The organism is Spirosoma pomorum, from assembly GCF_054776615.1.
The window spans coordinates 71,092-84,019 of record NZ_BAAHBP010000027.1; the positions used below are offsets into that span (position 1 = coordinate 71,092).

6 protein-coding genes are annotated in these 12,928 nt (G+C 52.6%); 1 reads left to right on the forward strand and 5 read right to left on the reverse strand.

What is annotated here, in order from left to right:
• Window positions 1-191 precede the first annotated feature (191 nt).
• Window positions 192-2,285 (forward strand): tetratricopeptide repeat protein, encoded by a 2,094-nt coding sequence (locus tag ACYVAD_RS15795; RefSeq protein WP_461140478.1) that lies wholly within the window; start codon window positions 192-194, stop codon window positions 2,283-2,285.
• 12 nt (window positions 2,286-2,297) lie between these two features.
• Here the strand turns inward: ACYVAD_RS15795 and ACYVAD_RS15800 are convergent, their stop codons facing one another.
• The 5 genes from ACYVAD_RS15800 to ACYVAD_RS15820 all read right to left on the reverse strand — a co-directional run bounded on the left by ACYVAD_RS15800 (window position 2,298) and on the right by ACYVAD_RS15820 (window position 12,892).
• Entirely contained in the window at window positions 2,298-4,661 is a 2,364-nt protein-coding gene (locus ACYVAD_RS15800; RefSeq protein WP_461140479.1) for an ABC transporter permease, read from the reverse strand.
• Window positions 4,662-4,743: 82 nt separating this feature from the next.
• Complete coding sequence (locus ACYVAD_RS15805; protein WP_461140480.1) at window positions 4,744-5,607, reverse strand: alpha/beta hydrolase; 864 nt, start codon at window positions 5,605-5,607, stop codon at window positions 4,744-4,746.
• A gap of 13 nt (window positions 5,608-5,620) precedes the next feature.
• On the reverse strand, window positions 5,621-8,065 hold the full coding sequence (locus ACYVAD_RS15810; RefSeq protein ID WP_461140481.1) for an ABC transporter permease: 2,445 nt from the start codon (window positions 8,063-8,065) through the stop codon (window positions 5,621-5,623).
• Between the two features lie 12 nt (window positions 8,066-8,077).
• Window positions 8,078-10,504: an FtsX-like permease family protein gene (locus ACYVAD_RS15815; RefSeq protein WP_461140482.1), complete on the reverse strand. Its 2,427-nt coding sequence runs from the start codon at window positions 10,502-10,504 to the stop codon at window positions 8,078-8,080.
• A gap of 12 nt (window positions 10,505-10,516) precedes the next feature.
• On the reverse strand, window positions 10,517-12,892 hold the full coding sequence (locus ACYVAD_RS15820; protein ID WP_461140483.1) for an ABC transporter permease: 2,376 nt from the start codon (window positions 12,890-12,892) through the stop codon (window positions 10,517-10,519).
• Window positions 12,893-12,928: the final 36 nt, after the last annotated feature.

The following is a 12,928-nucleotide window of genomic DNA, read 5'->3' on the forward strand; positions in this document are numbered from 1 at the left end:
CGGGGCGGCTGCACTCGTTTAGGCCCTGTGGGGCATCTGTTCTTGCATGGTCATATTTTCTTTGTCGTCCGTCACGATCAGGCTGAGCCGGGCCAATTTGTTCGTTGGGTACGTTTTTCACCAGGTTCATCAACGCAGGTTTTGTATTATTTTTAGGCGATTTACGTTCACACCAAATTAATCGCGTCTACATGGCCTACCAAACGGCTACCCTACCCCAGCTTGTCAATCTGATTGGCGAAAAATTCGATAACTCCAATGTGCCGCGTTGTTGCCTGCTGATTGGCGCGGGGTGTTCCTTCAATTCCCAGATTCCGCTGGGTGGCGGTCTGGTTGATCTGCTGAAAATGGAATCGTTTCGGCAGCAACACATTATTGACAGGATTACCTGGCCTCTGGACAGGGCCGATGGTTATAAAAAGCAGTTCGACACCTACGTTGATGCCAACCAGCTACTGGCTAAGTACGATGCGTTTTGCGAACTGCATCAAGATCAACTCCGGCAACAAATTAATGCGCTTTCCGACACCATCAGAACGAGCAAACTACCGTTGCCGCTTCAGCAGCAGAGCCTTGAGGAACAGGAGAAGTTTTTTGAGGACAAAAAAGAAGATTTTTACTGGGATGCGCAATATGAGTACTGGTTCAGGCAGTACAGCGAAAATGCCAGCGACCGGCAACGGTTTGTGGAGCGTGTTATTGATGGCAAAGACACCGGATACGGCTATGTAACGTTGGCGCAGCTAATCAACGAAGGCTACATACGGAACGTGTTTACCACCAATTTTGACGACCTGCTGCACGATGCCCTGATGCTGTTTTTTAATGAACGGGTCAAGGTTTACGCCCACTCTGACCTGAGCGATTTGCTGAACCTGCGCGACAAAAAACCCAATATTATCAAGCTGCACGGCGATTTCCGTTATCAGGACATGCGGAACACAACGTTTGAAATTGACGAAACCCGCAACCGCCTGTCTGAAAAGCTGGCCGATGCCCTGGCCGAAACGCCCTGTTTCAACCTTGTGGTGATGGGCTATGGCGGGGCTGATGTGTCGATTATGAACCAACTGCTGGAAGCCAAGCGTCGTACGCCACCCAGCCCATTCCGGCTCATCTGGACCGACCGTAAACCGGTTGACCAACTCCACTGGCGCGTTCGCGATCTGCTCGACACTACCCGTAATAATTTTTTTCTTCAGATCAAGAGTTTCGACCTGCTAATGCTCCAGTTGCACGAGGCACTCCAGCTCAAACCGGTGCAGATTATGGGGAAAGCCCAAGAACGGCAGCGGGAAATTAACGCCTACTACGGCCTGATGCAAAAGCAGGTCGACGAAGCCGATCTACCGGCCGAAGAGAAGTACGAACTGACTAAATCGCTGGAAGCATCTTCACTATTTACTCAGGCCCACAACAGCAGTGATTTTCAGGAACAATGCCGCTTGTACGAGCAGGCCGTGCAGTTAAAACCCGATTTCGCCGAAGCGCTCGTCAACTGGGGTTATGCCTTGGATGAATTAGGGCAGTACGAGCCGGCCATCGAGAAGTACAAACAGGCCCTTGCCCTCAAACCTGATTTCGTCGAAGCGCTAGTCAACTGGGGCATTGCCCTGAATAAGTTAAGGCAGCACGAGCCGGCTATCGAGAAGTACAAACAGGCCCTTGCCCTCAAACCTGATGATACCGATGTGCTAGTCAACTGGGGCGTTGCCCTGAGTCATTTAGGGCAGAACGAGCTGGCCATCGAGAAGTACAAACAGGCCCTTGCCCTTAAACCTGATTATGCGAATGCGCTTTACAACTGGGGTAATGCCCTGAGTCATTTAGGGCAGTACGAGCCGGCCATTGAGAAATACAAACAGGCCCTTGCCCTTAAACCTGATTATGTGAATGCGCTCCATAACTGGGGCATTGCCCTGAGTAAGTTAAGGCAGTACGAGCCAGCTATCGAGAAGTATAAGCAGGCCCTTGCCCTCAAACCTGATGATGACGATGCGCTCATCAACTGGGGTTATGCCCTGAGTAAGTTAGGGCAGTACGAGCCGGCCATCGAGAAGTACAAACAGGCCCTTGCCCTTAAACATGACTATGCCGATGTATGGTTTAATCTAGGCTGTGCGTATGCGTTACAGGGTAAGATTGATGAAACAATTCAGGCACTCGACACATGGCGTACGGTAAACAAAAGCGCAAGTCCCGAGGAAGTGGTAGCTGACACAGACTTTGATGGTATTCGTGCCGATCCGACTTTTCAGGGCTATATGCGTGATTGGACCGCGTAAGTCCGCTCGATTTTATTCACTACGTAATGATTTTACCGGATTGACCAATGCCGCCCGGATACTCTGGAAACTCACCGTCAGCAGTGCGATGCCCACGGCCAGCAGTCCCGCCAGAGCAAACACCCACCAATGGATATCAACACGATACGCGAACGCCTGTAGCCACTGAGTCATGGCATACCAGGCAATGGGCGAGGCCAGGAAAATAGCAATGAGTACCAATTTGAGGAAGTCTTGAGAAAGCAGGGCGACGATACTGGCTACGGATGCGCCTAGTACCTTGCGCACCCCAATTTCCTTGGTGCGTTGTTCGGCCGTGAAGGCGGCTAGCCCGAGTAGTCCCAGGCATGAAATTAGAACAGCCAGCGACGCAAAATAGGTGACCAGTTTGCCAATAACCGTTTCGCTTTTATACTGTTGTCGGTAGGCGTCATCGGCAAACTCATACGTAAAGGGATAGGTTGGGTTGATCGACTGGTACGCCTGTTTCATGACTGACAAGGCTGCCTGCGTTTTGCCATCCTGAATTCGAACGACACAATTACCACGTGGTTGTGATTCGAAGTAAACCATGAGCGGCTCAATCGGCTTATGCAGCGATTGCTGATGGAAATTCTTCATCAGACCAATGACGGTGCCCTGCTTGCCCCATAAGTGGATGGACTGACCGATCGGATTTGACAAATGCATCTGTTGAGCAGCCGCTTCGTTGAGAAGAAAACCGGTGGTGTCGGAGGTGAAGGCCGAAGAAAATTCACGACCTTCTTTGAGCGTAATATCCAACGTTCTGGCAAAATCGTATGATGCGCCCATGAGCCAGATCGAAAATTTGTCAGTGGGTTTTTTCGCCGTCCATTGCACATCACTGGTCGCATCCCCCACGTCAGTCGGAATCGTATTTACAGTGGTTACGTACTGAATCGTACCTGACTGCAACAGCACCTGTTTAAAGAATTCATAGCGTTTGCCTAGCTCCCCGTCTAGCTTGACATAGAGCACGTTGTCGCGGCTTAATCCAATGTTTTTGGTTTGGATATAATTGATCTGCCGGAACACGATCAACGTACCAATGATCAGAATAAGCGATAAGGTGAACTGGAATACGACTAATCCTTTCCGAAAGAGAGAGATGGTAGGTTTTGCCTGGAATGATCCCTTCAGCACATGAACCGGATCGAACGACGCCAGAAACAGGGCTGGATAAACGCCAGCTACCAGCGTAGTTAGTCCCAGTAACGCCATCAGTATGCCAAAGAAGGCTGGATTATCAAGGGGAAGCTCGAGCGCTTTCCCCGTTACGGTGTTAAACGCAGGTAACAGTAGTTGGGCGACCAGAAGAGCGAGAAAAGCCGCCAACAGCGTCATACACAATGACTCGCCAACGAACTGACCAACCAGGTAAGCTTTGGCCGCACCGATAGCTTTCCGTACACCAATCTCTTTGGCTCTTTTCGCCGAACGGGCGGTTGCTAAGTTGACAAAGTTGATGCAGGCTATCAACAGGATAAACAGCGCTACTACCGAAAACAGCCGTACGTATTCAATTCGTCCTCCCACCGGAATTCCATTCTCAAAGTGGGAATACAGGTACTGATCTTCGTACGGTTGTAAAGCTAGCGTCTTTTCCTGAACTGTCTTATCATGCTGGGTAAGAAAGCGACGAATCTTGTCATTGACCTTCTTAAGCGAAGCGTCTGGTCGGAGCATAACGACCGTGGATGGCCCGAAATCATCCCATCCATCGACAATCCACGGATTCCTCCGCGCAAATGATTCAAACGAAATGAGGTAATCAAATTTGATCGATGAGTTAGGCGGAACATTGGCAAACACTCCGCTGACGACGTAATCGTCTTTGTCATTGAATCGAATGAGTTGACCGACCGGATTCGCCGAGCCAAAATAGATACGGGCCAATCGTTGAGAGATGACCAGGCTATTCGGGGCAGAGAATACGGTTTGTGAAGTTCCCTTGAGCAGAGGAAATGAAAACATCTCAAAAAAATCATTACCCACGATTCGACCTTTTTCTTTAGCCGCTTTAGTCCCCACACGGAGTCGATCACTATTTTCCCACGTTACCGTGACGGCGTGACTGATCTCCGGAATCTCTCGTTTTAGCGCCCCCGATAACACGCCCGGCGAATTCTCGAAGCTGTTTGTAATTGACCCATCTTTCTCGACGGAATTGACGATTATCCGGTACAGGCGACCACGATTCTTGTGAAACGAATCATACGCGCGCTCGTCCTGTACCCACAAATAGATCAGCAGACTACAGGACATACCCAGCGAAAGGCCAATAATGTTGATCGCCGAGAAGGCTTTGTTGCGAATCAAATTCCGCCAGGCGATTTTGAGGTAGTTGCGTAACATCGTTATGGCTTTGTTATGGACGCTATAAACAGAATCCGGTGAACGAGAGCAGCGTGAAAAGCGCGGTGAAGGCGTAAGCAGTTTATTTTTTCGGCGAAACGGTAGTACAGTACGCCCACTTGAACGCCTGTAACATGGTCGGCTGAATGCCGGTCAGGTGATTGCCGTCTTTGATGATCGTAGACTGGAGCCGTAGCGATGGATACTGCCGACTTTTTAATACGTCGGTCAGTTTCTGCACGTCTTCCACCAGATACTCGTCGTTTTGCCCCACCGATAGCCAGACCGAGAGTGGTAGGTCTTTGTGCGTTTTTGCGTAGTCTGGTTCGAATCGGCGTAAGATCACCGCATCGTCGGCAAACAAGGAGGGGCTACCGATTAATATCGTCCGAAACAGATCGGGCCGGGTTAGTAGCGCATAAGACGTAAACAGACCACCGTACGAATAGCCGTAGATAGCACGGTTTGCCGTCACCGGATACGTTTTCTCAACCAGCGGAATTACTTCCTTTTCGATGAAGGTCAGAAACGCGGGGCCTCCGCCATCACCGCCACCGCCCCAACTGGTTTTGAAGGCGGTTGGAGTAAAGTCCCGACTGCGTTTATTGCCGGGTTTGCCAATGAGCGTTCCGTCGGAAATGCCTATCAGTAGCGGCTCCCGATAGTTTTTGTCGCATTCGCCGTGCAGGATACCCAGGCAACTGATCGCCATGGGGAAACCATCGATCCCGTCGAGGACGTATAATACGTCGTACCGTTTTGTTGGATCGTAGTCATCCGGGAAATGTACCAGTAGTTGGTAGGTTTCATTATTGAGCGTTTTTGACTGAATCATGCGTACCTCCGTTTGCGGCAACGTAACCGCTTGTGTCACCTGCGCGAACGCGGACAAACCGTGGAGAAAAAACAAGCTGCAAAGCAGTAATCGAACAATTGGTGGTAGCATCGTCGTACTGGATTTATTCGGAACGTAACGATTTGACGGGATTGACCAGAGCCGCCCGGATGCTTTGCAGACCGACCGTCAACAGGGCGATGCCTACCGCCAGTAGTCCGGCCAGGGCGAACACCCACCAACTGATAGCAATGCGGTAGGCAAAGTCCTGCAACCAGCGATTCGTGATGTACCAGGCAATAGGGGAGGCAATGACAATGGCGATAAAGACCAGCTTGAGGAAGTCCTTGGAAAGCAACGTAACGATACTGGATACACTGGCGCCCAGTACTTTCCGGACGCCAATTTCTTTGGTCCGCGCTTCCGCCGAGAAAGCGGCTAGTCCAAACAAACCCAGACAGGCGATGAACAGGATGAGTCCGGCAAAAACGCGGTATAGCAAACCCATCTGCTGTTCAGTGATGTAGTATGTATTGAGCTCATCGTTGTAGAACTTACCCCAGAAAGCTACTTCGGGAAAGGTGCGGGCATACGTGGCTTTGATTTGCTCAACGGTCCGGACCAGGTTAGGCGAGCGTAGCTTGACGCTGCCCCCGTAGAAGAAATTCCGATCAGGAAGTAATACCAGTGGTTGTACACCCCCGTCGCGGGCTGAATTGGTTTGGAAGTCCTTCACCACGCCGACAATCTCAGCGGAGCGCTCCTGGCCTACCCGCAGTCTGCGCCCGATGACGGAGGCCGGGTTGCGGACGTTCAGTTTTTTAAGCAGCGTTTCGTTGACCAGAAACTTCGTGATCGTGTCGTTCGTGGGGTAGGAAGTACCAGCCACCAACTGAATGCCGTAGGTCTTGATATAATCGCCGTCGACCATTTTTATCGAGACCGGGAAGTCCTCGTCTTTGGCCATATCGGAGAAGGCAAAACTGCTCTGAAACCTGACATCGGACGAGGGCAAATCGGAGAAGAACGTAACGTTGCTTACCCCCGGTATTCGCAGCAGTTCGTTCCGCAGGATCGGGTTGCGGTTACCGTATTCGCGGTCCATTTTGAAGTAGAAAATGCCATCTTTCGCAAAGCCGAGGTCCATCCGACTCAGGAAATTCATCTGTTGCAGGTTGATAACAGTCCCGATGAGCAGTACAAGCGCAGCGGTGAACTGCACTACAATCAGCCCCTGCCGCAGCGACAACCCTCGTCCCCAACCTGAAACGACCCGGTTGCGGAACGCTACCAATGGTGAAAACGACGATAGGACCAACGCCGGATATAAACCAGCCAGCGCAGTAAGCACTACCAGCAGCGCCAGTAAACCCAGTGCCAGCTCAGGACCAAAATACAGATTAGAATCGGTAGGCAGGCCGAACAACGACCCCAGCAACGGGAGCGCCGTGTAAGCCAGTGCCACGCCGATGCCAATAGCGGCTACGACCATCAGGACCGTTTCGACCAGAAACTGTGTAACCAACTGGCTTTTGTGGCTACCCAGTACCTTCCGTACGCCGACCTCTTTTGCTCGTTTCGTGGCCAGTGCCGACGAAATATTAATGAAATTGATGCAGGCCATTAGTAAAATCAGCGCACCGACGGCTACCATGTTCCACAGCCGTTGCCGCGGCACAGGTACGGTGTTGGGCGCGAACCCATCAAAACGGGCGTCGTGATGCAGCTCTGCCAGCGGGTTGAGGAAATGCGTTTTTTTATCGCTGCTGTTGAGCCTATCGTAGTGTCGGCGGGAGAAGGTAGCCAGCAGGGCATCGGCCTGGGCCATTGAAACATCGCGGGACAGACGGACAAAAAGCTGGTCGTTGCTGCTGGAACTGCCCCAGTCGTCAAACGAGGTCATGCCAAATGCGCCTGTAAAGTCATGACGCTTGGTTTCGTAGGAGATCACTAAATTCAGCGGGAAGCTGGTGTTTTTGGGAAGGTCGGCCAGTACACCCACCACCTCCATGGTGAAGCGGTTATTAATCCGTAGGTATTGTCCCATTGCCTGCTTTGAGCTACCGAAATACTTACGGGCGTAGCTCTCGGTGAGTGCGACTACGTTGGGGCGGGCCAGTGACGCGGGCGTTCCGATGCGCCAGGGGAAATTGAACAACTGAAAGAACTCCGGTCCGGCCAGAAAGCCTTCCCGCTCTTCCAGAAATTTAGCGGCATTGTTCCGGATGGCGGGCGTTCGGCCCAGTACCGTTACCTGCGGGCGGAGCGTGGCAAAAATGGGAACGACAGTCTCGAATTGCGGAATGTCAGTCTTCAGCGCAGCTGCTACCGGTAGCGGGTAACCGACGGTATAATCTTCGTTCCCGTTGCTGTAGACCTGCTTGCGAGCGATGCGGTAGATGCGGTCGCCATCGGGGTGAAACGTGTCGAAGCTGAACTCATAGCGTACAGCCATAAATAGCAGCAGCGCAGCCGCCACGCCTACGCTCAGACCCAGTATATTGAGTAGGGTAAAATGGCGATGACGCAGCAGATTCCGCCAGGCGATTTTGAGATAATTCGTGAACATGGTCGTGAACTGTTATTCAGAACGTAATGATTTCACCGGGTTCATCAGCGCAGTAGTAATCGTCTTACTGCCAATCGAGAGCAGTACCAGAAGCAGAATCAGGAGAGCGGGAGCCGCAAAAAGCCACCAGCTTAGTTCGATCCGGGTAGCGTAATTGGTCAGCCAGTTTCTGACCAACAGGTATGTGATGGGAAGGCCGATCAGAATAGCGATCAGGACGGTTTTGATGAAATCAGTCGAGAGCAAAGCCATCAGGTTGAGCGTACTGGCTCCAATCGTTTTACGAATGCCGATTTCCTTTGTGCGTTTGGACACGGTAAACGTAGCCAGTCCGAACAGCCCTAAGCAGGAAATCAGTATAGCGAAGCCCGTTAGTGCACCAAATACCTGCTGAAAACGGTCGTCCGTTTTGTACTGCTTGTCGTATTCGCTATCCATGAAGAAATAGCTGAACGGTGAATGCGGAAAATTAGCTTCGTAGGCTTTTCTTAACGTAGCAAGTTGGTCCGTTGCACCGCCCCCCGCAAACTTCACACTGGCATATGAATCAAACGTGGGCGAATACAAATGAATAATCGGAATAAAACGGGCCTTGGGAGATTCGTAGTGGTAATTGCTAACCACCCCACGAATCGTTGCCTGCCGATTCCAGAGGTTTACTTTTCGGCCAATAGCTGCGCGAGGGGATGGGATTTCCCAGAGCCGAAGCACTTCTTCGTTGACGATGAGTTGCCGATCCGTCGTATCCGTAAGGGCTGGCAAGGTGGTCGCATCGAAGTTTTGTCCCGCCAGCAGCTGGATGCCCATCAGGCCAATGAATGACGTATCAATCTCGGTCAGGTAAAAATTGTAAGCGGTTTTCTTCTGCGTATCAGCCAGATTGATCCCCGTTGTTGTACTCAGCTGCGTTAGGCTCAGGCCTGGTACGGTGCTGGAAAACGCGACTGATTGTACCCGCGCCTGATCGAGCAGCGTTTGTCGAAACTGACTGTAATCCTTCTTTACGTTGCTTTTTACGGGGGCTTTCACCACTAGTGTACGATCAAGACTGATGCCCAAATTTTGCTTTCGTAAAAAGGAGACCTGCTGGTAAACGGCGAAAGTCTGCACCAGCAAAATAAGCGTGATGGTAAACTGAAAAACGACGAGTGCTTTACGTAGCGTTGCCCCTTTTGCCGAGTGCGTAAAGTTACCTTTCAGCACAGTAACCGGCTTAAACGAAGAAAGCACAAACGCTGGATAGAAGCCCGATAGCGCCGTACTCAGCAGGATAAAACCTCCGACGTTGAGCCAGAAAAACGTGTCGCCGAATACGCTAAAGCCGTCGGGCAGGCCCGCCACCTCCACAAACACTGGTTCCAGGAGAGCAACGAGTACAACCGACATCGCTCCGGCGATACCATTGACCAGGACGGTTTCCGCAAACACCTGGGTACGTATCTGGCCCTGCGTGGAACCAACGACTTTCCGCAGGCCCATTTCCCGAGCCCGGTCAAGGGCTTTGGCCGTGGTCAGGTTGACGTAATTGACCACCGCGCTGAACAACACCAGCAGAGCTACGCTCAACAGGAAGTAAACCGACCGGGCTTCCCCATTGGGCTCTGACTCAAACGTTTTGTGCGAGTAGAGATGAATGTCGCTCACCGGCTGGGCAATAACCTGCTCGTTGACTATTTTTTTCTCCGTATGCAGCCGGTCATTCAATGCCGCCAGTGACTGCGTGAAGCCCTCGTAGCTGGCGTTGTCGGCCAGTTGTACGTAGGTGAGCGTGTTGTTGCCGTCCCAATTATCCTCCGTTTCCCCAAAGTCCGATACCATCGTTGGGTAAGAGAGCAGCATATTAATCTTCAGGTGCGTATTAGCTGGGCTATCGGGTACGACGCCCGCAATTTCTACTAACAAACTACCGTTCGAACGGGCAATTTTCAGGGTCTTACCTACGACGTCGAGCGTATTGAAATAAGTCTGCGCCAAAGATTTGGTAAGCACGACCTGACGGGGCCGGGTAAACAGGGCCTGGCGACTTCCGCGTAACAGCGGATAGTTGAATAGGGAGAAAAACGACGAATCAACCGCGAAAACTTTATCCACGAGGTGATACGTATCACCAATCTGAATGGTTACAGTAGACTCGCCCACTGGATACGCACGGGTGTAATTGACGACCTCCTTCAGTTCCTGTTTGGCTCTGGGGCCAAGGGGCGGATTCGTTTCGGTATCCTGAACCGTGACCGTGCTACCGTTCATATAGTCCAGGGTCAGGCGGACCAGTCGATTGGCCAGGGGATTGGTGTTCTCGTAGCTTAGTTCAAACCGCACGTACTGGATGATCAGCAGCGCTATCGCCAAACCAGTGGCCAGCCCACCAATATTGATCAGCGAAAACGTTCTGTCCTTTTGTAGGGTGCGCCAGACGATTTTGAGATAGTTTCTGAACATGGTCGTTTGGATCTATTCGGATCGTAAGCTATCCGTCGGATTGGCCAGTGCCGCCCGGTAGGTGCGCCAGCCGATGGTCAATCCGCCCAGTAATAACAGGGTGCCGAAGCACAGTGCCAGCATACCAATGCCCACCGAAATATGGTAAGCAAACGACCTTAGGAAAAAGCTCGTTGCCAGGTAGCCCACCGGCAACGCAATGGCCCCAGCAATGAGCAGCAGTTTCAGAAAGTCCCACGACAACAGCCAGATAATCTGATCGACGCGGGCACCCATTACTTTTCGGACGCCCACTTCTTTGGTGCGTAACTGCGTGGTGTATGTAACCATGCCCAGCAATCCTAGGCAGGCAATCGACAGCGCCAGACCAAGCAGCAGACCCATAAACGAGATGTCGTCGGTGTGGCTGTGCCGGTCATGCAGGTAGTCGTCGTACCACTGACCTGTGAACGGTTCGTACGGACTTAGTTTCTTCCAGATTTGGGCGATGGCCGTTTTTACGCCTTCGGGATTTGCAGCCGAGATGTGTACGTTCAGGTAGCGAAAATCGGCGGGTTGATACCGAAGCAGGAGCGGCTGCCTTTTCATCGCCAGGGTTGTGTACCAAAAGTCTTTTACAACCCCGGCGATCTGAACGTCGGTGCTGTCGTTTAGCCAAAGGGTTTGCCCAACGGCCGCGCCGGGGCTGCCCAGCCGGAATGTTCGCACGGCTTCTTCATTGATGAGTACCAACTGGGACGCCGAATCCGCCACCGAGGGGGGTATGTTCTGCCCAGCTAGCAACGTCAGGCCAACGGTGGAGAGCAGATGCGCATCGGTAGCGAAGACGTCGGCCGCAGCCGAATCCCCCCCGGTTCGTTGCCGGTAAACCATTCGTAAATTGCCCCCGTGATCACCGAACCGGGCAGCCGTAGCCGTTACGTCCGCTACACCAACCAACTGATTCAGGGCGTTAGTCAACCGGTTGGCGGGCACCCCGTTTAGAGGAATCGTCAGTACATTGCTGCGCTGAAAGCCGTAGTCGGCTGTAGCCATATATTGCTGTTGACGGGCCAGACCGAGCAAGGCAATCATGGCAATTAGTGAAATGGTGAACTGGACGACAATCAGCGACTTCCGCAGGGAGATTCCCCGAAACACCCGAAGTCCCGTCTGACTCCGCAGCACCTGCGCGGGCTGAAAACCCGACAGAACCCGTGCTGGCAACAGTCCCGCCAGCAGTCCCGTCACCACACTGAACAGGATGAAAACCAGCCACACCCGGATATCCTGCTCCCATTGAACCCCGCCGATCAGCCATTCCTGCACAAAGGGCATGGGTTTTACCACTTGCAGCATCCCGTAGGCCAGGGCCAGCCCCAGCAGCGACAGAAACGCCGACTCCGCCATAAACTGCCCAATCAGCTGCCAGCGCAACGCCCCCGATACTTTGCGGATGCCCACCTCGCGGGCGCGGCTCAGCGAACGGGCCAGCGTCAGGTTGATGTAATTGAACGCGGCTAGCAGCAGCGTCAGCAGACCCACGCCCATCTCCGTCAGCAGCTTGCCGATGGGTGGCTCGTACGTACCAAAAATCAGTTCCTCGCGGGCGGGTGTGAGTTGCGCCAGGGATTGGCTACGGAACGCATACCCTTTCTCCTGCGTGAATCGAACCCCTTTCGTAACGCGGGCCGACAGGGTTGATAACGCACCATTCAGCGTTTCAACGGGCGTACCAGGTTTCAACATGACGTAGGTATACCCCTGCGTATAGGTTTTCCAGTTGGTTCGGGAGCGCGCCCAGTCGGGGCCGGTGAGTGTAGCCAGCGACACCAGCATATCGAAACGCAGATGTGTCTTGGTGGGTGGCTCGGCCAGCACGCCCGATATGAGCAGCGCGCCCAGTTGCGGATGGTCAACCCGTTTCCCAATGGGGTTGGCCGTTCCGAAGAAGCGTTCGGCTGTTTGCGAGGTCAGTACCACCGTTTGGGGGGAAATGGCGGGTTGGCCACTGGCTAGCTTAAACCCGAACAACCGGAAGAAGTCGGGGTCGACGGCGCTGTACGAAATGGGTAATTGCTTCCGGTTGGCCGTAAATTCGCCGTAGTTTCGGAGCACTCGCGTAGCTGCCTGCACAAATGAGTACTGCGTTTTCAGCGCATCGGTGAGCGGCATGGGCGACGTAGCGTAGGGTTGTTCGTCCTGATCCGTTGTCGTTACGTCAGTCAGAATGCGGTACGTTCGGTCGGGGTGCGGGTGGAAAGAATCGTAGTCAAAAGCGCCTTTTATGTCGATCATTGCCAGTAAGCATACCAGCATACCCGACGCCAGCCCGAACACATTGATAAACGAAAACAGCTTGTGTTTCCAGAGATTCCGAAAAGCCGTAGTGAAAAAGCTGCGCAGCATAAGCAAAAGAACTTGTAGAAGACAAGACTTAATGGA

Bases quoted from the DNA above. Each gene is read 5' to 3' on its own strand.
- ACYVAD_RS15820 (WP_461140483.1), bottom strand. From the start codon at position 12,892: ATGCTGCGCAGCTTTTTCACTACGGCTTTTCGGAATCTCTGGAAACAC.
- ACYVAD_RS15810 (WP_461140481.1), bottom strand. From the start codon at position 8,065: ATGTTCACGAATTATCTCAAAATCGCCTGGCGGAATCTGCTGCGTCAT.
- ACYVAD_RS15800 (WP_461140479.1), bottom strand. From the start codon at position 4,661: ATGTTACGCAACTACCTCAAAATCGCCTGGCGGAATTTGATTCGCAAC.
- ACYVAD_RS15805 (WP_461140480.1), bottom strand. From the start codon at position 5,607: ATGCTACCACCAATTGTTCGATTACTGCTTTGCAGCTTGTTTTTTCTC.
- ACYVAD_RS15795 (WP_461140478.1), top strand. From the start codon at position 192: ATGGCCTACCAAACGGCTACCCTACCCCAGCTTGTCAATCTGATTGGC.
- ACYVAD_RS15815 (WP_461140482.1), bottom strand. From the start codon at position 10,504: ATGTTCAGAAACTATCTCAAAATCGTCTGGCGCACCCTACAAAAGGAC.